General features: G+C 71.6%; 18 protein-coding genes and 1 pseudogene. 10 read left to right on the top strand and 9 right to left on the bottom strand.

The features are described from left to right. Positions 1–5: 5 nt before the first annotated feature. Positions 6–512 carry a hypothetical protein gene (locus ABZS42_RS10910; RefSeq protein ID WP_355143940.1) on the top strand — a complete coding sequence of 169 codons (507 nt, stop codon included), beginning with the start codon at positions 6–8 and terminating at the stop codon, positions 510–512. Positions 513–571: 59 nt separating this feature from the next. On the opposite strand, the gene pglW is transcribed toward ABZS42_RS10910, so the two are convergent. The 3 genes from pglW to ABZS42_RS10895 form a co-directional block, all read right to left on the bottom strand. Continuing rightward, entirely contained in the window at positions 572–4,996 is a 4,425-nt protein-coding gene (gene pglW, locus ABZS42_RS10905; RefSeq protein ID WP_355143938.1) for a BREX system serine/threonine kinase PglW, read from the bottom strand. A 71-nt stretch (positions 4,997–5,067) separates the two neighbouring features. Then, the gene (locus tag ABZS42_RS10900; protein WP_355143936.1) at positions 5,068–5,832 is read right to left on the bottom strand and encodes a hypothetical protein; all 765 of its coding nucleotides are present in this window, start codon (positions 5,830–5,832) and stop codon (positions 5,068–5,070) included. Positions 5,833–5,978: 146 nt separating this feature from the next. Further along, the gene (locus tag ABZS42_RS10895; protein ID WP_355143934.1) at positions 5,979–6,545 is read right to left on the bottom strand and encodes a hypothetical protein; all 567 of its coding nucleotides are present in this window, start codon (positions 6,543–6,545) and stop codon (positions 5,979–5,981) included. A gap of 182 nt (positions 6,546–6,727) precedes the next feature. Here ABZS42_RS10895 and ABZS42_RS10890 point away from each other — a divergent pair, with 182 nt between their 5' ends. After that, positions 6,728–6,874 (top strand): hypothetical protein, encoded by a 147-nt coding sequence (locus tag ABZS42_RS10890; protein ID WP_355143932.1) that lies wholly within the window; start codon positions 6,728–6,730, stop codon positions 6,872–6,874. A gap of 134 nt (positions 6,875–7,008) precedes the next feature. On the opposite strand, the gene ABZS42_RS10885 is transcribed toward ABZS42_RS10890, so the two are convergent. Both ABZS42_RS10885 and ABZS42_RS10880 read right to left on the bottom strand, forming a co-directional pair. Then, complete coding sequence (locus ABZS42_RS10885; protein WP_355143930.1) at positions 7,009–8,634, bottom strand: anibiotic ABC transporter; 1,626 nt, start codon at positions 8,632–8,634, stop codon at positions 7,009–7,011. Continuing rightward, positions 8,631–9,563 (bottom strand): annotated as a pseudogene (locus ABZS42_RS10880) (ABC transporter ATP-binding protein). Before ABZS42_RS10880 ends, ABZS42_RS10885 begins: the two are co-directional and overlap by 4 nt. A gap of 122 nt (positions 9,564–9,685) precedes the next feature. Here ABZS42_RS10880 and ABZS42_RS10875 point away from each other — a divergent pair. Continuing rightward, positions 9,686–10,426: a TetR family transcriptional regulator gene (locus ABZS42_RS10875; RefSeq protein WP_355143928.1), complete on the top strand. Its 741-nt coding sequence runs from the start codon at positions 9,686–9,688 to the stop codon at positions 10,424–10,426. On the opposite strand, the gene ABZS42_RS10870 is transcribed toward ABZS42_RS10875, so the two are convergent. Beyond that, a complete protein-coding gene (locus ABZS42_RS10870) occupies positions 10,423–10,941 on the bottom strand; it encodes a MarR family winged helix-turn-helix transcriptional regulator (RefSeq protein ID WP_355143926.1) in 519 nt (172 codons plus the stop codon). The two genes, ABZS42_RS10875 and ABZS42_RS10870, sit on opposite strands and share 4 nt — an antisense overlap. A gap of 140 nt (positions 10,942–11,081) precedes the next feature. On the opposite strand from ABZS42_RS10870, the gene ABZS42_RS10865 reads away from it, so the two are divergent. Then, entirely contained in the window at positions 11,082–11,642 is a 561-nt protein-coding gene (locus ABZS42_RS10865) for an NAD(P)H-dependent oxidoreductase (RefSeq protein WP_355143924.1), read from the top strand. Positions 11,643–11,711: 69 nt separating this feature from the next. On the opposite strand, the gene ABZS42_RS10860 is transcribed toward ABZS42_RS10865, so the two are convergent. After that, on the bottom strand, positions 11,712–13,505 hold the full coding sequence (locus tag ABZS42_RS10860) for an ABC transporter ATP-binding protein (RefSeq protein WP_355143922.1): 1,794 nt from the start codon (positions 13,503–13,505) through the stop codon (positions 11,712–11,714). 81 nt (positions 13,506–13,586) lie between these two features. Between ABZS42_RS10860 and ABZS42_RS10855 the strand changes: the two genes are divergently transcribed. Beyond that, positions 13,587–14,009, top strand: a complete 423-nt coding sequence (locus ABZS42_RS10855; protein WP_355143920.1) for a MarR family transcriptional regulator — start codon at positions 13,587–13,589, stop codon at positions 14,007–14,009. 176 nt (positions 14,010–14,185) lie between these two features. Next, positions 14,186–15,970 carry an N-acetylglutaminylglutamine amidotransferase gene (locus ABZS42_RS10850; protein ID WP_355144002.1) on the top strand — a complete coding sequence of 595 codons (1,785 nt, stop codon included), beginning with the start codon at positions 14,186–14,188 and terminating at the stop codon, positions 15,968–15,970. 36 nt (positions 15,971–16,006) lie between these two features. Here ABZS42_RS10850 and ABZS42_RS10845 read toward each other — a convergent pair whose 3' ends face one another. Beyond that, complete coding sequence (locus ABZS42_RS10845) at positions 16,007–17,140, bottom strand: glutamate--cysteine ligase (RefSeq protein WP_355143918.1); 1,134 nt, start codon at positions 17,138–17,140, stop codon at positions 16,007–16,009. Between the two features lie 400 nt (positions 17,141–17,540). Further along, complete coding sequence (locus ABZS42_RS10840) at positions 17,541–18,740, bottom strand: ROK family protein (protein WP_355143916.1); 1,200 nt, start codon at positions 18,738–18,740, stop codon at positions 17,541–17,543. A gap of 149 nt (positions 18,741–18,889) precedes the next feature. On the opposite strand from ABZS42_RS10840, the gene ABZS42_RS10835 reads away from it, so the two are divergent. The 4 genes from ABZS42_RS10835 to ABZS42_RS10820 all read left to right on the top strand — a co-directional run bounded on the left by ABZS42_RS10835 (position 18,890) and on the right by ABZS42_RS10820 (position 23,496). Then, the gene (locus ABZS42_RS10835; RefSeq protein ID WP_355143914.1) at positions 18,890–20,191 is read left to right on the top strand and encodes a sugar ABC transporter substrate-binding protein; all 1,302 of its coding nucleotides are present in this window, start codon (positions 18,890–18,892) and stop codon (positions 20,189–20,191) included. Positions 20,192–20,268: 77 nt separating this feature from the next. Continuing rightward, complete coding sequence (locus tag ABZS42_RS10830) at positions 20,269–21,264, top strand: sugar ABC transporter permease (protein ID WP_355143912.1); 996 nt, start codon at positions 20,269–20,271, stop codon at positions 21,262–21,264. After that, on the top strand, positions 21,257–22,096 hold the full coding sequence (locus ABZS42_RS10825) for a carbohydrate ABC transporter permease (protein WP_355143910.1): 840 nt from the start codon (positions 21,257–21,259) through the stop codon (positions 22,094–22,096). The genes ABZS42_RS10830 and ABZS42_RS10825 overlap by 8 nt, the downstream gene beginning before the upstream one ends. Before the next feature lie 29 nt (positions 22,097–22,125). Beyond that, positions 22,126–23,496: a GH1 family beta-glucosidase gene (locus tag ABZS42_RS10820; RefSeq protein WP_355143908.1), complete on the top strand. Its 1,371-nt coding sequence runs from the start codon at positions 22,126–22,128 to the stop codon at positions 23,494–23,496. Positions 23,497–23,560: the final 64 nt, after the last annotated feature.

Here is a 23,560-nt window from a genome sequence, read left to right as displayed (position 1 = left end):
ACCAATTGGCCGCGTTGCTGCGCGCTCGCGACGAGTTGGACGCCCGAATCGCGGCGCTCACCGGGCGATCGGCGCGGCCGGGTGACGTCGGCGAGTTCATCGCCGCGCAGGTCTTCGACATCGAGCTTGCCGACACGGCAGTGCAGGCTGGCTACGACGGTGTCTTTCGATCGGATCCGCTCGCCGGTCGGACCGTGAACATCAAGACCTACGGTGATGCCTTCACCGGCCTCGACATCAGCCCGCACCCCTGCGACTACTACCTGATCCTCAGCGGGCCGGCACGACCCCCGGGCGCCGTGCGGCACCACCCGTGGCGGATCTCCGCGGCGTACCTTCTGGACGCTCGCCGCCTGCTCGAGACCCTGACGGCCAGGGGTGTGAAGATCGGGATCGCGACGAGCATTCGCAGAAGCGACCTCGAGGTCGCCCAGGTCTTTCCCACCGTTGGCGTGGACGTCCCGATACGCCTCACAGCAGCGCAAACCGCACTGTTGTCGCTGTTCGCGTAGACGCGTCTGCCCACTCCCTCACTTGGGCCTCATCCGAGGCCACGACGGATGCCCGTACGTCAGGCGGTGACTGCGCTGCGGTGGGCGTTGACGACCCAGGCGTCCGGTAGGGCGATCCACTCGTTGTCGCCGACCCGCACCACCGCCCCGTCCAGCTTCGGCAGTAGCGCTGGGTCCTCCATCGGGCAGAGCAGCCACACGCCCCCCACCCCACCGCGCGCCGCGTCGGCCAGCTCGTAGAGCCGGTCCATCGCCCGGTACCGCGCCAGCACCGCCGCGTCGTGCAGCAGCGCTGGCCCCTCGCCGGCCCGCAACTCCGCATGCAGCTCAGGCGCGGCGAGCTGCCACGCCTGCTCGACGTACTCCCCCAGCTTGATTGCCGCCCGCGACCCCTCCTCGGCGATGTCCGCCCCGAGCACCGTCTCCCACGTCGGCTTGGGGCGGGCGTCGACCAGGGCGTGCAGGTGGTCCAGGAAGCGGGCCGCCACGTTGACCGGCCGGGCGTCGAAGCGCCGCGCCAGTTCCTCCCGGGCCAGGTGGTAGCGGTTGAGTCGTACCGTCAGCGCCCGGAATCCTCCGGCGGACCTCGCGCCGGTCAGCCGCTCCTCGGCCCGCATCGCCGCCGCCAGGTCCGGCGACTCGGCCGTCCAGCGGCTCGGCGCGGCCGTCACCGACGGGCGTCGCTGCATGATCGACATGGAGGACGAGGCGGCACGGGGCGGCGGCGGCACGTACCGGTCGCGGTCCCAGCGCAGCTCGAAGCCGGCCTCGGCGAGCAACCGGTCCAGCGTGGGATGTGGCGGTAGCGAATCCAGCTCCGGGAAGCGGGCGGTCACCCGGTCGGCCACCTGCGTCGGGGTGAGCCCGCGCCGCCCTTCGCTGGCCGGGGGCACGACGCCGGCCTGGGCCAACCGCAGCGCCCGTACCGGGTCGAGGTCGCGCGGGTAGAGCTCCAGCCGCGCGGTCGCGGCGGCGCGCTCCGAGGCCACCGCGGCGAGCAGCACCCGCCGCCGCTCGTCGATTGCGTCGGCCGCCCCGCCGGGCGCGGTCACCGCCGCGAGGGTACGCAGCACCGTCGCCGGGCTGGGCAGCACCTCACTGGCGGCGAGCTTGTCGGCGGCCTTGCCGAGCGCGTCGGCGTAGTCGAGCAGGGCCGGTGCGGCCGGGATGTCCGGAGCGTCGTCCTCGCCGGCCTCCAGCGCGACCAGCAGCCGGTCGCCGCGCGGGTGCGGCTTGCCGTTGATGTCGGCGCGGGAGTGCCGGCGCAGCAGCAGGCGCGGCTCCTCGGCGAGCGCATCCACCTCGACGGCGGCCCGCACCGCGGCGACCGCCACCGCGAGACGCAGCGCATCCCCGGTACGCACCGAGCCGCGACTGCCGAGCAGCGCCGCGGCCAGCTCGGCGACGCCCATCACACGGCCGCCGTCGCGCAACAGCTCGATGATCTGGGTACGCACGCTGCCGACCACCGGGATGTCGTCCCAGCGTTTGCGCTGCTTGCCGAGGATCTGCGCGACCCGACCGGCGGTGACGCCCAGCGCGGCGGCCACCTGCGGCTGCTGCGGCCAGAGCGGCAGCGCCGGCAGCGTCCCTGACTCGTCGGGCAAATGCAGCAGCAGCCGGGTGCCCTCGATCTCGGTCGCGTTCCGCCCGTTCTTTGCCGGGACGAGCAGCGTGGCGATCGCGTCCAGGCCGACGCGTACCAGATCGGCGTCGCCGTCCCCGGCGGCGGCCTCGGTGGCCACCTCGGCGCTGGCCGCCTTGCGGGCAGCCGGCGTCGTCGGGAGCGTCTCCCGCTCCCCCAGCCGCTGGCGCCACTCCTTGACCCGGCGTTGCAGCTCCTGCCGGGTCTTCGCGCCGAGGCCGGGAAGGTGGGCGAGCTTGTTGGCCACTGCGAGCAGGTCGCCGACGGTGGTGGCCTCCAGCCGGTGCGCGGCCGACACGGCACGCGGGGTGAGGCCGGCCGCCTCCAACGCGGTGGCGCGGGTGGCCTTGGTGGACGCCTCGTCTCGGGCTGCTTCGGCGCCCTCGACGTCCGGCTCGTCGGGGGCGATCTCTGGATGGTCGGTGCCGACTGGCGTGCTGGCGTCGGAGCGGCGGAACACCTGCTGCCAGGCGTCGCGCAGGTCCTTCAGCGTGGCGTACCGCTGGCGGTGGTCGCGGTGCAGCGCGCGCTGGAAGAACTCCACCAGCTCGTCGCGGATCGCCGGGTCGAACGCCTCGGCGGCCAGCACCGGCGGGCCCTCGGTGAGTTGCGGCTCGGTGCCGCCGTCGCCCCAGACCGGCAGCTCGCCGGAGGCCATCTCGTGCAGGGTGACCGCGAGGGCGTACCACTCGGCGTGCTTGTCGTAGACCTGTCGGCTGGCGGTGCCGAGGAAGGGGTCGAGGTAACGCGGCGTGCCGGCATTGATCTCCTTGACCGAGACCCCGGCCAGGGAGAAGTCGAAGAGCACCAGCTGCCGGGTGCGGTTGGGGCGGATCCGGATGGCGATGTTGTCGGGCTTGATGTCGCGGTGGTAGACGCCCTCACCCTCAAGGTAGTCCAGCGCGCCGAAGAGGTAGTCGCTGTAGGTCTCCAGCTCGTCGACGGTGAGCCGGCCGTCGTCGCGCAGCTTGCGGGCGAGGGTGCGGTCACCGGCGTGCTCCAGCACCACAACGGTGCGGTTCCCGATCTGCAGCGGCTCGGGCCGGGCCAGCCGGATCACCCGGGAGTCGGTGAGCGGCCCGAGGACCCGGGCCTCATGCTCGAGCCGGGCGCCCTTCTCGTCGGAGAGCCCGACCTTGAGCACCTCCTCCCGCCGGGTGCGCTCGTTGAAGCCGAGGAATGCGCGGCAGGTTGAGCCGGTGCCGAGGCTGCGGACGATCTTCCACTCGCCGACCCGGTCGCCGCCGCGCGCTTCGAGAGGGTCGACCTGCTCGGGCTCCGGCTCCTCGGGGTGCACCGAAAGGCCCGGAGGTGGGGCGGTCAGCTCGTCCTCGACGACCTGGAGCATCTCGACGAAGTCGGCGACGGTGGTGAGCCGCTGGGTCGGCACCGGGGCGGTGGCCGCCTGGATCAGCTCATCGGCGAACTCGCTGATGCCGTCGGCGACGGCGGCGGCCCGCAGGCCATTGTCCCGAGCCAGCCGGGCGAGCAACTCGGGCCGCTTCGCCGCCGGCGGCTGGCCGGTCAGGATCAGGTACGCCAGCGCGCCGAGGCCGAAAACATCCATCGCGACGGCGTCGGGCTTCGGCGCGGTCAGCTCCGGCGCGAGGTACGCCTCCGCCGAGCGCTCGATGTGCGAGGCCGCGTGCGAGGAGAGCGTGACCGCGTCACCGCTGCTTCCACCGCTGGCGTCCGCGCCGCGGGTCGCCGCCTGCCAGTCGCTGATCTGCAGCTGCGGAGTCAGCCACGCCTCGTCCTCGCTGCCGCCTCTCCTGGCGCGCCCCGGGCTGACCAGCACGCTGCGGGCCGACAGGGCCCGGTGGTGCAGCCGCCGGCGATGCGCGTACGCCACGGTCTCGGCGAGCTGGCGGATCATCGCCAGCCGGCTCAGCGCGTCCAGGCGGTCGCCGTACTGGGCCATGTAGTGGTCCAGGCGCACCGAGCGGGGGTCGTACCGGAAGATCAGCGCGGGTCCGGCCTCGTGCGATTCCATCGAGTCGACCTGCACGATGCCCGGGTGGTTGATGCCGTGCAGCGCGAGCATCTCGCGCTTCGCGGCGCGTTCGATGCTGGCCCGCTCGGTCTGCACGGCGTTGCGTTCGACCAGGTAGATCCGCACCCGGCGGCGCTCCCGCTCCAGGTCGCGGTGCCGGGCCTGGTGGTCCTGCCAGGTGGGGCCGACGTCGAACGGGCGGGTATCCAGCTCCCACGACCCGATCTGGTAGTGCTTGCGGCTGCGGGCGATGCCGACCGCATTGAGGAGGTCCGGCAGCGTCGCGGACATCTCCTTGGTGACCCGCTGCCGCTCGTCCTGCGGCGGACGCTGCAGCAGGGAGGTGATCGTCGGCAGCGGGCCCGGCTGGTGACCGGCCGCCGGCTCCGGACCATAAATGCTGTGCAGGTGGTGGTCGGAAAGACCGACGTGCAGGCCGGGCTTCGACAGGAACACCGCCGCCTGCACGAACGGGATTTTGACCGGCGGGCCCTTGCGCTGCGTCGCGGCGACCTGAAGCAGGGACTTGAGCTTCTTGGCCTTCATGTCCGCCAGGTGCAGCGGGTTGTCGAACGTACGGGTGTTGCTCGGGCCCTGCAGGATCCAGTTGGAGCCGCCGGAGATCAGCCGGCCGTTCAGGCTCTTGATCTCGATGAGGTAGAGCCCGCCCGGCGCGGCGACCAGCAGATCAACCTCATAGGGGTGGCCGGTCTGGGCGGTGAAGGTGAAGTTGGACCAGGCGCGGTAGGGCTCGGTGTCTGGCAGTAACGCCTGGACGTGCGCGAGCGCCTCGCGCTCGTGCGCGAACTGCGCTGGCGTGATCGTCGTCCACCGGCCTTCTTGCATGCCAGAGATCCTAGGGCCAGGTGACCGCGCGGCCGTCGCCCGGCGCTCTCGCATCGGTCAGCCTCGTCGGGTCAGCGGCCAAGTTCTCGGTACGCCCGCGGCAGATCGTCCACGGCGAGCACCTGCACCGGTGCGTTGTCCCCCTTGCCCGTCACCAGCACCAGCGGGTAACCGCCGTCGGCGTCGTCCGGCCGATGCAGCGCCGACTCGAGCGCGGCCACGGCGCTCGCGAGCGTGGCCGACGCGTCGAGTTGACTCGGCCGCACCGGACCGACCTCTGGGTGGTCCGCGAGTTCCGACACCGCGGCGCTCAAATCGAGCAGCACCATGCCGTCCGCTTCAGCCTTGGCCTCCGCCCAGCGGCCGACCTGTTCCCGGGTCACGAGGAGCCAGCCGCGCTGCTCGTCTCGGTAGGGCAGTTGGGAGAAATCGCCCCGGTGCATCGTCTGCAGCGCTTCGCGCAGGGGCGTGGTCGGGAGGCAGGTGCTGGCCTTGGTGGCGATCTCCCCGACCTTCCGCGGATGCCGCAGACCGCTGAGGATCTTCTCCAGGCGCTCCACGATCTCTCGCGGCGGAGACGCGATCGGCCCCGAGTAGCCCTCGAACGACACGTGCGTGTAGGCGTTGCGGACGCTGCGGCAGCGGTCCAGGAACCGTTCCTGGTCGGCGGTAAGTAGTTTCTGCTCTCGGGCCCAGGTCAGCATGCTGAATGCGGTCTGCTGCTGCCCCGACTCGCCTCCGGTCCGCTCCCTCCAACGATGTTTCAGTTCCGATTCGAGCGCTTTCCAGGCCGCGTCGAAGCGGTTGGCCATTGATTCCCTGTCGTGCTTCGCCATCAGCCAACCCCTTCATCCGCGCTGGTGGTCCGGGACTGGCCCGGTGCCGCAGCGGATGATCATAGATCCATGATCAGCTCAGGTGGGAGTCGGCGCAGTTGGCGGACGCTCGGGGTCGCCGCGCAGCGCGACGCGGCCAACAGGTGTCAGTCGCAGTAGCTGCAAACGCCGCTCACCGGAAGCTGGATGCCGCATCGGGAACAGGTGGGGTGGCGAGGTTGCGGAGCGTTTCGGCGCTGCCGCCGCACGGCCTCCTCGAGCCTTGGTGCGAGGGCTGGCTGGCCGCCGTCCGCCGGAAGCCCTGACGCCTCGAAGTAGCGGTAGCAGTCCAGCCGGGCCGACGCGGCATGTCGCTCGCGTTGCATGTCGTCCTCGACCGGCGGCTGCCCGGCGATCTGCAACACCTCGGCGTATCCAACGCCAACCTTGCCGTCGTCCTTGTGCACGACCAGCGCCGTCAGCGGTGGGTGACCTTGGTTGTGGGCGCGCCGGACCACCCGCCCGAGGACGGTACCGATCCAGTTCTGCAGGAGCGCGGAGGTCCGGACGCCCGACCTGTCCTGCACCTCCTTGCCAACCTCACCGTAGGTAATGATTGCGCGATATCGCCGCGCCACCTCCAGCAGGACGTCGTACGCGTGCGGCGCCCAAATGTCCCAGGCCTCCTCAGCGCTAACCGCATCCCCGGACTCTCGCCAATATCCCCGTCGCACGACTGCCTTCTCTTCTCCCGAGGCGGATTGCTGCCACCGGCAGGGTAGAACCACCCTCCGACTCGAAGCCGCCCCGTTGGTCGCTCCGGCAGCTCGGACGTCACGACCGACCTGCCAAGCAGTGCCTGCCGCAGCGCCGGTGGTCAGCCGTTATCCGCAGCGCCACCGCGTGGCTGTCCTTGATGGCGTGCGCGAAGTCGACGTACGCGGCGAGCCGTCGCTCGTCTCAACGGACGCTCTGGCTGCGCCGCCAGCGGGCCCGGTCGGCCCAACGAGGTGGCGAGGATCGCGCCGAGGGTGCCGACCAGGACGCCGAGGAGCGCCGGTAGCTGCGTCAGAATGCCCACGGCACCCGTGGCTGCCAGCCCACCGGCGAGACCGCCACACCGCCCGACTGATCGACTTCGCGCCGGGACACCCCGCCAGCGCCAGCGGGGTATCAAAGTCCGGGCCGTCCCGCTGGTCAGCTCGGGACGTCGCGGCGGCGGAAGGCGGCGACGCCGGTCGCCAGCAGGGCCGCCGCCACGGCGGCGAGGACCAGCAGGGGCAGCGCCGTCGGGTCGACCGCGGGCGCGGACGGCACGTGGGTGTACGGCGAGACGTCGAGCGCGGCCTGCGGCAGCTCCAGCACCGCGCCGAGCTGCCCGAGCAGCAGGAACGCCGTCAGCGCCGCCCAGGAGAGCGCCACCGACCAGCGGGGCAGCAGTCCGAACAGGGCGGTCACCACACCGGCGACGACGAGCAGGGCCGGCAGCCGAAGTGCGGCGGCGGCGCCCAACGTGAGCGCCTTTCCCACCGGGTCTTCGTCGACGAGGCCGTAGCCGAGCCCGGTGGTGATCCCGCCGAACAGCAGCAGCGCGGTCGCCCCGAGCACGGCCGCGCCCACCTGCGTGCCCAGCCAACGGCTGCGGCTCACCCCGGTGGCGAGGACCGCCTCCAGCACCCCGTCGGCCTCGTCGGCGCGTACCCGCAGCAGGGCCTGTACGACGTACGCCCCGATGGCGAGCGCGTACAGCCCGAGCATCGCGGCGAGGTACGCGTCGACCAGGCCGGTGCCGCCACCCATCGCGGCGATGGCCTCGGCGGCGGCCGGGTTCTCGGCGATCATGGCGTTGAACTCGTCCGCGGCGACACCCATGGAGACGCCGAGCACGCCAACTCCGATCGCCCAGCCGAGCAGCGTGCCGCGTTGCAGCCGCCAGGCCAGGCCCGCGGGGCTGAGCAGCCACGCCGCGGCGTGCGCCGGGCCGCGGCGGGCGGCGAGCAGGCCGGCGCCGAGGTCGCGGCGTCGTGCCAGCGCGTACGCGAGCGCCACCGCGGCCACCAGCAGGGCGACCGGCAGGGCGAGGGTCCACCACCGTTCGCCGGTGTAGGCGCGCACCTGGTTGCCCCAGCCCAGCGGGGTGAGCCAGGACGGCCAGGCGCTGTCCACCCGCGTGCCGCCGGCCGTGACCTCGCCGAACACGTCGCCGGCGGCGCGCAGCAGGAAGGAGAGGCCGACGGCCGCGGCGGCGAGCGCGTTGGCGCCTCGGGAGGTGACCGTGAGCTGGGCGGTGACGGCGGCGACGCCGGTGAACGCCACTCCGACGCCACCGATCGCGGCGGCCGCGGCGACGGACCCGGCGAGGGGCAGCCCGGCGCCGGTGAGGGCGACCGCGAGCAGGGCGGCGGCGAGCACGTTCGCCCCGACGACGACCAGCAGGGCGGCGGTGAGCAGCGCGTACCGGCCGACCACTGACGCGCCGAGCAGTTCGGCGCGGCCGGTCTCCTCGTTCTGCCTGGTGTGCCGGACCAACGCGAAGGTGCTCAGCAACGCGACGAGGACCGCGAGCGTCGCGTACGTCTCGGCGACCACCACGGCGCCGAGGTCGGTGCCGGCGATGGGGCCGTTGAAGGCGCGGGCGACCAGGCTGGACGCCGAGGTGGTGGCGTAGCCGTGCCGGGCCGCCTCGTCGGGGTAGAGGCCGGCCACGCTGGCTGCCAGGGCGTACCCGAGCAGGGGTGTGCCGATGATCCAGATTCCGAGCCGGATCCGGTCGCGGCGCAGCGCGAGCCGGGCGAGCCGCCCGGTGCCGGTGAAGGCGCTCATCGCAGGACCGCCCGGGGTTCGGTGTCGCGGTGACCGTCGTCGGTGGTCTGGCCGGCGCCGTAGTGGCGCAGGAACAGTTCTTCGAGGGTGGGTGGGGCACTGGTCAGCGAGCGTACGCCGAAGCGGACGAGGTGCCCGAGCAGCTCGTCGAGGTGGGCGGGTTCGACCTCCAGGTGGGTGCGCCCGCCGGCCTCGCGTACGGCGTGCACGCCGGGCAGCTGCGCGAGGCCGGTGAGCGGGCGGGCGGTCTCCACTGTCACCGCCGTGCGGGTGAGGTGGCGCAGCTCGGTGAGGCTGCCGGATTCGACCGTGCGTCCCTCGCGGATGATGCTGACCCGGTCGCAGAGCGCCTCGACCTCGGCGAGCACGTGGCTGGAGAGCAGCACGGTGCCGCCCTCGTTCCGGATCCGCCGGACCTGGTCCTGGAACACCGACTCCATGAGCGGGTCGAGGCCGGAGGTCGGCTCGTCGAGCACCTACAGCTCCACGTCGGAGGCGAACGCGGCGACGATGGCGACCTTCTGCCGGTTGCCCTTGGAGTAGGTGCGGCAGGTGCGGGTGGGGTCGAGGTCGAAGCTGTCCAGCAGCTCGTCGCGGCGGCGCCGGTCGAGGCCGCCGCGCAGCTCGCCGAGCAGGTCGATGGCCTCGCCCCCGGTGAGGTTCGGCCAGAGGCTCACGTCGCCGGGCACATAGGCCAGCCGGCGGTGCAGGCGTACGGCGTCGCGCCACGGGTCGGCGTCGAGCACTCGCGCCTCGCCCGAGTCGCCGCGCAGCAGGCCGAGCAGGATACGGATGGTGGTGGACTTGCCGGCGCCGTTGGGGCCGAGGAAGCCGTGCACCTCCCCCGCCTCGACCCGCAGATGGAGCCCGTCGAGGGCGCGGACGGCGCCGAACGTCTTGACCAGTTCGTCGATCGCGATGACGGCCATGGTCCCTCCCCGGGCGGGTGACACATCGACAACCCCACTGTACTGACCGACGGTCAGGCGGATCAATGGTGTTCAACCCGTCGGTCGGAAGCGCGACCGGAACGTGCCTCTAAGCTGACGCAATGACGGCCGAGCCTGCGGACGACACCCGGTCGCGGATCCTGCGCGCCGCGCTCGACCTGTTCGCCGAGCACGGTTACCAACGCACTTCGCTACGGCAGATCGGTGAACGGCTGCGGCTGACCAAGGCCGCCATCCTCTACCACTTCCCCGCCAAGGAGCATCTGCTCGCCGCGCTGGTCGAGCCGCTGCTGTCCGATCTGGAGGGGTTGCTGGACGCCGCGGAGGAGCTGCCCGCGGAGCGGGCCCGCCAGGCGGTGCTGGAGGGCTGGGTGGACACGATACTGACGCACCGCCGTCCGCTCGGCATGCTGTTCCACGACATCGCCCCGATCACCCGTGGCGACACCTACCACCGTCTGATGCGGATCTCCATGCGCGCCATCGACGTGATCGCCGGCCCGCAGGCGGGACGCCGGGAACGGGTGCGGGCGGTGCAGGCGGTCGCCATGTGCAGCGACCCGGTCGTCTTCTTCACCGACGTGTCCGACGAGGTGCTCCGGGCCGACATGCTCGACGGCGTACGCCGGCTCCTGGCCGCGCCGGTGGACACCGCCGGGGCCGGTCCGCGACGGAGGCCGGGCCGACCGCGCGCGCTGGATCGCGAGCAGATCGAGGCGGCGCGCCGGATGTACGCCTCCGGCGAGCACTCGGTGGATGCGATCGCGGCCGCCTTGCACGTCTCCCGCGCCACCGTCTACCGCCACCTGCAACAGGCCGGACCCACTAACGAGACTGTTTAGAGACGGTTTTGGGACTGTTCCGCGACGGGCGTCTCGATGCTGCCGGATAACTCGTCGGCAGTCCCCACCCGCTCGAACACCCGGGCCAGGCGGGCGAGGTCGATGCCCTCGAAGTGGTCGAGGAAGCGCCGGCGGACAGCGGCCAGGTGGCTCGGCCAGGACTCGGCGAGCCGCGCGAAACCGGCGTCGGTGAGCACGGCGTTCCAGCCCCGGGCGTCCTCCTCGCTACGAACCCGACGCACCAGACCCTGCGTCTCCAGGCGGGTGATGGTCCGGGTCATCCCACTGAGCGAAAGGTGACAGGCGGCGGCGAGTTCGCTCATCCGCAGCTGCCGCTCGGGCGCCTCGGAGAGGTGCATGAGGGCCGTGTACTCGGTGAGCGGCAGTTGCCGGTCGCAGACCATGTCGGCGTCGATCGCCCGGGGCAGGAGGTACATCACCCGGTACAGGTTGCGCACCAGCGCCTCCTCGTCCGGGTCGAGGGGCTTCAGCGGTTCGCCGGGGACACCGACCATGGCCACCATCCTAGGTCCGGGCGCGGGCATGCCGCCCGAGCCAGTGTGACCGCAACCATAGCTCGACTATTTGCTTGACCAAACAATGAGTGTCTAGCGTGTGCTGGCGTAACACCACGACTTCCGGAGGCACCACACCCATGACCAGGATCGGCATCATCCTCGGCAGCACCCGTCCCGGCCGCAACGGCGAGGCGGTCGCCCGCTGGGTCCTCGAGCACGCCAAGCAGCGCTCGGACGCGGAGTTCGACCTCATCGACCTGCTCGACCACCCGCTGCCGCACCTCGACGAGGCGATCCCGCCGTCGATGGGGCAGTACAGCCAGCCGCACACCAAGCGCTGGGCCGAGACCATCGCCCAGTACGACGGCTTCGTGATCGTCACCCCGGAGTACAACCACTCCACCTCGGGCGCGCTCAAGAACGCCATCGACTACCTCTTCGCCGAGTGGAACAACAAGGCCGTCGGCTTCGTCAGCTACGGCTCCGTCGGCGGCGCCCGCGCGGTCGAGCACCTGCGCCTGGTCGCCGGTGAGCTGATGATGGCCGACGTGCGGGTCCAGGTGGCGCTGTCGCTGCACAGCGACTTCGAGAACTACAGCGTCTTCAAGCCGAACCCGGTCCACGAGCCCGCGCTCAACACCATGATCGACCAGGTCGTCGCGTGGAGCGGCGCGCTGGCCCACCTGCGGAAGAACTGAACACGCAGCTGAGCGCTCCGAAGGTGGCCGCGGGCGAGCCCGCGGCCATCTTCGCGTACCCGGCGCAGGTCAGGCCGCCAGGGCGGCGTACCGACCGTTGCGGCCCAGCAGGTTGTCATGGGTGCCGCACTCGACGATGCGACCGTGGTCGAGCACCGCGATCTGGTCGGCGCCGCGGACGGTGGAGAGCCGGTGGGCGATGGTGATGGTGGTGCGGCCCTTGGCCAGCTCGTCGAACGCCCGCTGCACGGCCCGTTCCGTCTCGGTGTCCAACGCGCTGGTGGCCTCGTCGAGGATCAGCACCGGCGGGTTCCGCAGCAGGGTACGGGCGATCGCCAGCCGTTGCTTCTCGCCACCGGAGAAGCGGTGGCCCCGCGAGCCGACCACGGTGTCGTACCCGTCCGGCAGGCCCGCGATCACGTCGTGGATCTGCGCCGCGCGTGCCGCCGCCTCGATCTCCGGGTCGGTGGCGTCCGGCCGGGCGTAACGCAGGTTCTCCCGCACGGTGGTGTGCAGCAGGTAGGTCTCCTGGCTCACCACGCCGACCACCGCGGCCAGGTCGGCCAGGCGCATGTCACGCAGGTCGATCCCGTCGATGGTGATCCGACCGCTGGTCGGGTCGTGCAACCGGCTGGCCAGGGCGGCGAGGGTGCTCTTGCCGGAACCGGTCTCGCCGACCAGGGCCAGTCCGGTGCCGGCGGGCACGTCGAGGGTGACCCCGGCGACCGCCGCGGTGTCGCTGCCCGGGTAGCTGTAGGTGACCTCCTCCAAGCGCAGGTGGCCGCGGATCCGGTGCCGGTCCACCGCGACCGGCTCGGCCGGCTCGGCCACCTCCACCGGCAGGTCCAGGTACTCGAAGATCCGGGCGAACAACGCCAGTGACGAGGTCACCGAGACACCCACGTTGAGCAGCATCATCAGCGGGCGGAACAGCCCGCTCTGCAGCGCGGTGAAGGCGACCAGGGTGCCGATGCTCAGCGTGCCGGCGGTACCCGGCAGGCCGGCGCCGAGGTAGATCAGCGCCGGGACGGCGGCGAACACGATGCTCATCGAGGCCATCCGCCAGCGCCCGGCCAGCTCGCTGCGCAGCTCCAGGTCGACCAGGCGGGCCGAGGAGGCGGTGAAACGCTCGATCAGCGCCGGCGCGGTGCCGAGGGTCTTGGCGAGCTGCACGCCACTGATCGACAGGCTCTCCTCGACGGTGACGTTCAGGTCGGCGAGTTCCCGCTGGCGTCGGGCGGTGATCTCGCGACGCAGCCGGGCTACCCGGCGGGTGAGCCAGATGGCCGGCGGGAGGATGACCAGCGAGACCAGGGACAACCGCCAGGAGAGCGCGACCATCGCCGCAACGGTGGCGACCACCGTCGTCAGGTTCGACGCGATCGAGGTGGCGGTGGAGGTGACCACCGATTGCATGCCACCGATGTCGTTGGTGATCCGCGACTGCACCTCGCCCGTACGGGTGCGGGTGAAGAAGTTCAGCGACTGCCGTTGGAGGTGGGTGAACACCTCGGTGCGCAGCCGGTGCATGACCTCCTGCCCGACCCGGGTGGAGATCCAGGTCTGCACCACGCCGAGGACGGCGGTGACCGCCGCCACCCCGACCATGCCGAGAACCAGCCAGACCAGCAGGCGGAGGTCGTGCTCCGGCAGGGCGGTGTCGATCACGTGCCGCAGCAGGAACGGCGAGGCCATGGCGATCACCGAGGAGGCCACGATGATCGCGGTGACCACGGCGAGGGGCGCCCGATGGGGGCGGAAGAGCCCGGCGACGCGCCGCAGCGGCACCTGCCGGGCCTGCGCCTTCTCCGCCTGGCTGACGGTGCGGGGGCCGCGGTCGCGGCCGAGGGGGGTGTGCTCCAAGAGCGGCTGCCTTCCGGTCTGAATTTACTGAGGTGACCTCATCATGAGGTAACAACCGTAGCTGCTGCTACCGTATTCCGCGTGACCGAGGCGGACGGCGACGACGAGACCCTGGCCGAGGCGTTCTGGAAGGTGGCGCGGCTGCTGCGTCATCGCACCCGGGCAGCCCTCGCACCCTGGGACGTCAGCCCGAGCCAGGCACGCGCCCTCGGCGTCCTGGCCCGGCACGGCGTACTGCGTCCCGGCGCGCTCGCCGAGCACCTGCGCATCGCACCCCGCTCCGCCACCGAGGTGGTCGACGACCTGCAGCGGCGCGGGCTGGTCGAACGCCGCCCCGACCCGAACGACAGGCGGGCCACCCTGGTCGCGCTCACCGCCGAGGGCGTACGTACGAGCACCGCCATCCGGGCCACCCGCCAGGCCGAGGCGGACCGGTTGTTCGGCGAACTCACCCCGGGCGACCGCGACGAACTCGCCCGCATCCTGCGTACGCTGCACGGCTGACCGCCCGACGCGAGGCGGGCCCCGGGATGACCGGCGGCGCGGACCGCGACAGTCCCCTGGCCGGGTTTGATCACCGGCCGGCCGGGTAGCCGAGCCCGTCCGATCGACGGGACCGGCGGGTGACGGGAGGGCCTCGTGGGACGCCTGCTCAGCGGTACGACCGGCGGCCGGCGCTGATGTGCGGCATCGGTGGGGAGGCCCGGTTCGACGGGTCGAGGCCCGACGACGCGGCGGTGACCCGGATGACCGAGGCCATGCGCTCCCGCGGCCCGGACGGCGAGGGGCTGTGGAGCGACGGCTGGGTGACCCTCGGGCACCGACGGCTCACCATCATCGACCTCTCCGACGCCGGCGCCCAACCGATGGTCCGCGAGGACCTGGGGCTCGGCCTGGTCTTCAACGGCTGCATCTACAACTACCCGGAGCTGCGCGAGGAACTGCGCAACGCCGGCTACGAATTCCACTCCACCAGCGACACCGAGGTGATCCTGGTGGCGTACGCCCACTGGGGTGAGCGGTTCGTCGACCATCTGGTCGGCATGTTCGCCTTCGGCCTGGTGGACCAGGTTCGGCGGCGACTGGTGCTGGCCCGCGACCGCCTCGGCATCAAACCGCTCTACCTCGCCGAGACACCCGACCGGCTACGGTTCGCCTCCAGCCTGCCGGCGCTGCTGCGCGCCGGGGACGTGGACACCGGCATCGACCCGGTGGCGCTGCACCACTACCTCTCCTGGCACTCGATCGTGCCCGCGCCCCGGACCGTCCTGCGCGGCGTACGCAAGCTGCCACCGGCGACCCTGCGCATCGTGGAGGCGGACGGGCGCAGCCGCGACGAGCGGTACTGGCAGCCCGACTACGTACGCGAACCCGCCGAGGCGGCCATGGGCGCGCGGGACTGGCAGGCCGCCGTCGGGGAGGCGCTGCGCACCGCGGTACGCCGACGGCTGGTCGCGGACGTCCCGGTCGGAGTCCTGCTCTCCGGCGGCCTGGACTCCAGTCTCATCGTGGCGCTGCTCGCCGAGGCGGGGCAGCGGCACCTGCGGACGTTCAGCATCGGCTTCGACAGCCGGGGCGACGAAGCCGGCGACGAGTTCCACTACTCCGACCTGGTTGCGCGCGCGTTCGGCACCGACCACCAACGCGTCCGGCTCGCCGACGACGACCTGGTCCCCGCCGTACGCCGGACCGTGCTGGCGATGACCGAGCCGATGGGCAGCCACGACGTGGTCGCCTTCCACCTGCTCTCCGAACAGGTCGCCCAGCACGTCAAGGTGGCCCAGTCCGGGCAGGGCGCGGACGAGGTGTTCGCCGGCTACGGCTACCACCAGCCGCTGGCGAAGGTGCCCCGGGAGGCTGCCGCGGACGACTTCGCCGCCGCGTTCTTCGACCGGGACCACGCCGAGCTGAACCGGGTGGTCGGTCCGGCGTACGCGCTGGACCGGGACGTCAGCCGGGACCTGCTCGACGCGCACCTGGCGGCGCCCGGGGCACAGACCGCACTGGACGCGGTGTTGCGCTTGGACACCCACCTGATGCTCCCCGACGACCCGGTCAAGCGGGTCGACAGCATGAGCATGGCGTGGGGGCTGGAGGTGCGTACGCCCTTCCTCGACCAGGACCTGGTCACCCTCGCGGCGCACTGCCCACCGGAGCACAAGCTGGCCCGGGGCGGTAAGGGGGTGCTCAAGGAGGTGGCCCGGGAGGTGCTGCCGGCCGAGGTGATCGACCGGCCGAAGGGCTACTTCCCGGTGCCCGCGCTGCGCAACGTCGACGGCGCCGTGCGCGAGTTGGTGGTCGAGGCGTTGCAGGCACCCGTCGCCCGCGAACGTGCCCTGTTCCGTGACGAGTACGTGGCGCAACTGCTGGCCGAGCCGGACCGGGCCGCGGCGGCAGCCGGCAGCAACAAGCTCTGGCAGCTGGGCCTGCTGGAACTCTGGCTCCAGTCCCACGACATCAGCTGATCCCCGCTCACCGGCTGGTAGCCGATGAGGGATCGCTCAGGTGGCGATGGTCCAGGCGGCCAGTTCGGCGAGTACCGCGCGCAGGTCACCGGTCTCGTCGAGGATCCGACGCTGCCGGGTGGCGCCCGTGCCCTCTCCGCGCAGCCGGGTCAGCTGATCGAGCACGTAGCCCAGGTCGCCGTGCCGGACCAGCGCCGGTGAGACCGTGGCGAAGAGTTCGTCGACCAACTCCCATGCCGGCCGGGCACCGCCGCGGCGCAGGTCGATGAGGGTACCGTCCAGGCCGTCGTGGGCGGCCCGCCAGTGCGCCGCCGACACCAGGCAGTCGCGCACGGGTGACGCCGGCACGCCGGCCCGCGCCTCGTCGAGGACCGTCGCGACCAGGGCACGCAACAGCGCGGCGACCAGCACCGTGTCGTCGACGGTCGGGCAGACGTCCCCGACCCGGATCTCCACGGTGGGGTACGCGGCGGACGGCCGGGCGTACCAGTAGACCATCGCCGCGTCGAGCATGACTCCGGCGGCGATCAGCTCCTCCACGGTACGGTCGTAGTCCGCCGCCGAGGCGAAGTAGGGAGTGGGACCGAGGCTGGGCCAGCGTTCCAGCTGCATCGAACGCCAGCTGGCGTGCCCGGTGTCGGCGCCGTCGTGCAGCGGCGAGTTGGTGGCGATCGCGTGCACCACGGGCAACCAGGGACGCAGGTGGTTGCAGACCTGGATGGCCAGTTCCCGGTCCGGCACCCCGACGTGCACGTGACAGCCGCAGACCGCCGGATCGTGCGCCACTGGTCCGTACCGCCGAGACATGGCGTGGTAGCGCGGTTTGTCCGGTACCGTCCGTTGCGGCTCGTGCATGGGGGTCGCCCCCACCGCGACCAGCCGGGCGCCGGCCGACTCGGCCGCCTCGGCGGCGGAGCGCCGCAGCGCCACCAGGTGTGCGCGCAACTCGGTCAGGTCGGCGGTGACCGGGGTGACCATCTCGACCATGCTGTGCCGGAACTCCTGCCGGCTCTGGTCCCGCGCCGCACCGCGCAACGCGGTCAAGACCCGCTGGGCGACCGGCAGGTTCTCCCCGGATCGCAGGTCCAGCAGCAGGAACTCCTCCTCCACGCCGAGGGTCAGCGTGGCGAGGTCGGGTACCGCGGTGGCGACTGTCGGACGGTACGTCATACGTTCGGCGTCCGTTTCGTCGGGCGACGCGCCGGGCGTCGCGCTATCGGCCGGACCAGCGTTCCCGCCGACTCGACAGGCAAACGCTCCGCCCGCCCCCGCCACTCGGGCTGCCCGTGCCGCCCGTGCCGGGACGACCACCAACCAGTAGTGGTCCACGACCCTGTTGCACTCGCTGCTGCCGGCGGCGGGTAGGGCGGCTCGGAGACTTTGGAGCTGATGTCGTAAACGACTCGGAACGCGGCGCACGGCGGCACGCCATCGCGGGGTCGCGGCGTCCGATGTCGCGAACGACTCAGCTCTAAAGCGCCGGAACAACATCCCTGCCACGCCTTCGCCCGGCGTGCCGCCACCACTGAGGCGCAAGCAGCGGGCGGCCGGCGACAGCGCGAGCGGGGTGTCAGCGGCGTACGCCGCCGTCGGCGAGGAAGCTGGCGACCGGCAGCGTCGCGGCGCCGAGGGCGACGGCGTCCACACCCAACCGGCACAGCTCGATCGACGCCTGTTCGTACGGCTGGCGCAGCGCCTGCCGGCCGGCGGCCTCGCGTACGGCCGGCAGCAGTTCCGCGAGGGCCATCGCCGCCCAGCCGCCCAGCACGACCCGCTCCGGGTTGAACAGGTTGATCAGGTTGGCCACGCCGGCGCCGAGGTAGGCGGCCGTCTCGTCGAGCACCCGGCGAGCGATCGCGGAGCCGGCAGCCGCCTCGATCAGCGTGTTGAGCTGCGACTCCTCGTCCTCGCCCGGCACCGGGCGGCCACCGAGCGCCTCCCGGTAACGGTCGATGATCGCCTCGGCGCCCACGTACGCCTCGAGACAGCCACGGGCGCCGCAGCGGCACTGCCGCCCGCCGTACACCAGGGTGGTGTGGCCCCACTCCCCCGCGCTGCTGGAGGCGCCGCGATAGGTCGCGCCGCCGGCCACCACGGCCGCGCCGACACCCGAACCGACCAGGGCGAAGACCGCGTGCCGGGCGCCCCGGCCGGCGCCGAACCACATCTCGGCCTGACCGAGGGTCTTCGCCCCGTTGTCGATGTGCAGCGGCAGGTCGGTACCGGCGGCGATCAAGCGTTCCAGCGGCACCGCGTCCCAGCCGAGGGCCTGGGCGTGCACCACGGCGTGCTCGCCCTGCGAGACCACCCCGGAGACACCGATCCCGACGCCGAGCACGTCGGTGGGCGAGACTCCGGCCGTGCCGGTCACCGCGTCGATCCCGGCGAGCACGTGGCCGGCCACCTCGGCAGGTTCGGTCCGGGCCGGGTCGAGCGGGTACTCCACGCTGGCCAGCAGGGTCATGGCGAAGTCGAACAGCTCGACGCGGACCCGGGTCTCACCGACGTCCACCCCGACGAGGAACGCGAACCGGGGTGCGATCCGGAGCATCATGCTGGGCCGGCCGCCGTCGGACTCGGCGGCGCCCGCCTCGGCCACGAGCCCTTCCTCGATCAGGTCGCTGACCACGTTGCTCACTCCCGGCTGGCTCAGGCCGGTGCTGCGCACCAGGTCCTGCCGGGTCAGCGGCCCGTCGAGGAAGAGCTTCGTCAGCAGGGCCCCCCGGTTGCGCAGCCGCACGCTCCGGTTGGTGGCTCGCGCCAGCTCCACTCGTCACCTCGATCTCGTCGGTCGTCCGGAGCGACTGTACGGCTCCCGATGCTTGACGGCCCATCCGGCAGACACTTAAATGACGACATAATTTAAGCCTTTATGTAATCCCCCTCCTCACCCCCACCATTGCATCGGAAAGGCTGATCGTGTCCACGAGACGACACCTCGGGATACTCACCGCCGCCGTCCTGGCGGCCGCGTCGCTGACCGCCTGCGGCGGCTCCGGCGACGACGCCGGCGGTTCCGGCAAGACCCTCACCTACTGGGCCAGCAACCAGGGCGCCAGCATCGAGGCCGACAAGACGATCCTTCGGCCGGAGCTGGACAAGTTCGAGAAGCAGACCGGCATCAAGGTCAACCTTGAGGTCGTCCCCTGGTCGGACCTGCTCAACAAGCTGCTCGCCGCGGCCACCTCGGGGCAGGGCCCGGACGTGGTGAACATCGGCAACACCTGGTCGGCGTCGTTGCAGGCCACCGGGGCGCTCGTCGAGTTCGACGATGCCACGTTGCAGGCCGTCGGCGGCAAGGACCGGTTCGTGCCCGCCGCGCTGGCCGCCGCCGGAGCACCCGGCAAGCCGCCGGCCGCAGTGCCGCTCTACAGCCTGGCGTACGCGCTGTACTACAACAAGAAGGCGTTCGCCGACGCCGGCATCACCGCCCCGCCGACCACCTGGGAGCAGCTCGCCGAGTACGGGAAGAGGCTCAGCACCGGCGACCGGTGGGGGCTCGCGATCGAGGGCGCCAACCCGAACGAGAACGCCCACCACGCCTTCGCCTTCGGCCAGCAGTACGGCGGCGAGTGGTTCGACTCGTCCGGCAAGCCGACGTTCGACACGCCGCAGAACGTCTCGGCGGTGAAGCGGTACGTCGACCTCATGGCCGCTGACAAGATCACCAACCCGAGCAACGCCGAGTACGCGCAGAACCAGTCGGTCTCCGACTTCGCCAACGGCAAGGCGGCGATGCTGCTGTGGCAGGCCGCCGGGTCGAACCTGAAGACCCAGAACATGCCGGCCGACGCGTACGGAATCGCACCCGTGCCGTTCCTGGCCACCCCGCCGGCCGGGGGCAAGAAGGTCAACAGCATGGTCGCGGGCATCAACATGGCGATCTTCAAGCACACCAAGAACAAGGACGCGTCGCTGAGCTTCGTGAAGTTCATGACCAGCGACGAGGAGCAGACCATCCTCAACAAGACGTACGGCTCGTTGCCCGCGGTGAAGACCGTCGGTACCGACCCGGCGTTCGGCGCCCCGGAGCAGAAGGTGCTCCAGGAGACGCTGTCCACCACCGCGGCCCCGCTGCCGCAGGTGCCCGACGAGAGCACCTTCGAGACACTGGTCGGCACCGCCATCAAGGAACTGTTCGCCGACGCGGCCAGCGGCCGCCCGGTCACCGAGGAGTCGGTGAAGAAGAAGCTGAGCGACGCGCAGCAGAAGATGCGCTGATCCCGGCGTCACCGGTGGCCGTGGCAGGGCGCCCCCGCCGTGCCCCGCCACGGCCACCACCTGGCGAGAGGACCCCGATGGCAACCAGCACCACCGCGCCGGGTGCCCACCCCGGCCGGCGCGCACCCCGGGCCGGGAAGCCGGTGCCGGCCCCCGCCCGGCGGCCGCGCCGGCCCCGGCGTTCGTTCCTGCCGTACCTGCTGCTCGTTCCGGCCGTCGTACTGGAACTGGGCATCCACGTGATCCCGATGCTGGTCGGGGTCTGGATGAGCCTGCTGGAGCTGACCCAGTTCCACATTCGGGACTGGTCCACCGCTCCCTTCATCGGGCTCGACAACTACAAGGCGACGCTGAACTTCCACACCACCGTCGGCCGCGAGCTGCTGCACTCGTTCTGGATCACGCTGCTCTACACCCTGCTCTCGGTGGGACTGGCCTGGCTGCTCGGGATCGCCGGCGCGGTCGTGCTGCAACGACCGTTCCGCGGCCGGGCGATCCTGCGGGCGCTGTTCCTCACCCCGTACGCCCTGCCCGTCTACACCGCCGTGATCACCTGGAGCTTCCTGCTCCAGCGGGACACCGGTCTGGTCAACCACGTCCTCGTCGACCAGCTCGGGCTCTTGGACGACAAGCCGTTCTGGCTGATCGGCGACAACAGCTTCTGGTCGGTGCTGGTCGTCTCGGTCTGGCGCAACTGGCCGTTCGCGTTCCTGTGCCTCATGGCCGGTCTGCAGAACGTCCCGGACGAGCTCTACGAGGCCGCCGCCATCGACGGCGCCGGCTTCTGGCGCCGGCTGCGCTCGGTCACCCTGCCGATGCTGCGCCCGGTGAACCTGGTCCTGCTGCTCGTGCTCTTTCTCTGGACCTTCAACGACTTCAACACGCCGTACGTGCTCTTCGGCGGCTCGGCGCCGCAGCAGGCGGACCTAATCTCCATCCACATCTACCGCAGCTCCTTCAAGACCTGGGACTTCGGGTCGGGCTCGGCGATGTCCGTGGCGCTGCTGTTCTTCCTGCTGGTCGTCTCGGCCGGCTACCTGCTGATCACCAACCGCCGGAGGGACCATGCGTGAGACCGCCGGTGAGCGCTGGGGCCGGCGGATCGTGCTGACCCTGCTCACCCTCTTCGTCGTCATTCCGCTGTACGTGATGCTCACCTCGGCCGCGAAACCGTTGCAGGACGTGCAGAACGGCTTCACCTGGTGGCCGAGCCGCCCGACGCTGCAACCGTTCATCGACATGTGGAGCACCGTGCCGCTGGCCCACTACCTGGTGAACAGCCTGGTGGTGTCGAGCATCGCCGCGGTCTGCTCGGTGGCCGTCGCCATCTTCGCCGCGTTCGCGGTGAGCCGGTACCGCTTCCGCGGCCGGGGCGTGTTCTCGATGACCGTCCTGTCCACCCAGATGTTTCCGGGCATCCTGTTCCTGCTGCCGCTGTTCCTGATCTACGTGAACCTGGGCAACACCACCGGGATCCAGCTGTACGCCAGCCGCACCGGTCTGGTCATCACGTACCTGACCTTCTCGCTGCCGTTCTCGATCTGGATGCTCGTCGGCTACTTCGACTCGATCCCCCGCGGGCTCGACGAGGCGGCCCAGGTCGACGGCGCCGGTCCACTGCGCACCCTGTTCCGGGTGATCCTGCCGGCGGCCGTGCCCGGCGTGGTCGCGGTGACCGTGTACGCGTTCATGACCGCCTGGGGTGAGGTGCTCTTCGCCTCGGTCATGACGGACGAGGGCAGCCGCACCCTGGCGGTCGGCCTTCAGGGCTACTCCACCCAGTACAACGTCTACTGGAACCAGGTGATGGCCGCCTCGCTGGTGGTGAGCGTGCCCGTCGTCGCCGGCTTCCTGGCGTTGCAGCGCTACTTCGTCGCCGGCCTCACCGCCGGCGCGATCAAGTGATTCGATCCACCGCAGAGGAGAACCGACCCGTGCCGGACCTGTCCAAGCTGCCGCCCGACTTCCTCTGGGGCACCGCCACCGCGGCGTACCAGATCGAGGGGGCCGTCGACGTCGACGGACGATCTCCGTCCATCTGGGACACCTTCTCGGCCGGCCCGGGAAACGTCGACAACGGTGACACCGGGGCTGTGGCCTGCGACCACTACCACCGCTGGCCGGAGGACGTGGCGCTGCTGCGCCGGCTCGGCGTCGACGCGTACCGGTTCTCGGTGGCCTGGCCACGGGTGCTGCCCGAGGGGACCGGCACGGTCAACGCGGCCGGGCTGGACTTCTACGACCGGCTGGTCGACCGGCTGCTCGCCGAGGGGATCCGGCCGTTCGGCACGCTCTACCACTGGGATCTGCCGCAGGTGCTGCAGGACCGGGGCGGCTGGCCGGAGCGCGCCACCGCCGAGGCGTTCGCCGACTACGCCGCGATCGTCGCGGCCCGCCTCGGCGACCGGGTGACCGACTGGTGCACGGTCAACGAGCCGCTCTGCGTCTCCTGGATCGGCCATCTGGAGGGCGACATGGCCCCCGGGGAGCGGGACCTCGGCCGCGCGGTGCGCACCTCCCACCACACGTTGCTCGGGCACGGCCTCGCCACCCAGGCGGTACGGGCCAACGCCGCCCGGCCGGCGTCGGTCGGGCTGGTGCTCAACCTCAGCCCGGTGGAGGCGGCCACCGACCGGCCGGAGGACGTCGCGGCCGCCCGCCGGATGGACGGGCACGTCAACCGCTGGTGGTTGGATCCGATCCACGGGCGTGGCTACCCGACGGACATGATCGCCACGTACGGCATCGAGCCGCCGGTGCGCGACGGCGACCTCGCGGTAATCGCCACGCCGACCGACTTCCTCGGGGTGAACTACTACTTCCGTCAGCTGGTCGTGGACGACCCGGCGGGGCCGGCGCCGTACGCCCGGCAGGTGCCGGTGCCCGGCGCGGTGGAGACGGCGATGGGCTGGGAGGTCTACCCACCCGGGCTCGAGCAGCTGCTGGTGTCGGTGAACGCGGAGTACCGGCCCGCGAAGATCATCGTCACGGAGAGCGGCTCGGCGTGGCCGGACGAGGTCACCGCCGAGGGCACGGTGGAGGACAAGGAGCGCACCGACCACCTGGAGGAGCACCTGGTGGCGTGCTCCTCGGCGGTGGCGCGGGGCGTTCCGCTCGCCGGCTACTTCGTCTGGTCGCTGCTGGACAACTTCGAATGGGCGTACGGCTACGACAAGCGTTTCGGCCTGGTGCACGTCGACTACGCCACCCAGCGGCGGACGATGAAGGCGAGCGGTCACCGCTACGCCGAGCTCATCCGCGCCCACCGATCGGCGGGTACGGGCGCCGCCGCGCCGGGGGCCTGAGCGGGTACAACGTGCTGCCTCTCCGGGTGCCGCACCGGCGGTTGCCCGGGGAGGCGGTCCAGCA

Source organism: Micromonospora sp. NPDC005367 (assembly GCF_040606825.1).
Classification (GTDB): Bacteria; Actinomycetota; Actinomycetes; order Mycobacteriales; family Micromonosporaceae; genus Micromonospora.
Note: the sequence above shows the minus strand (reverse complement) of the source record. Positions and strands in the feature narration are given on the sequence as shown.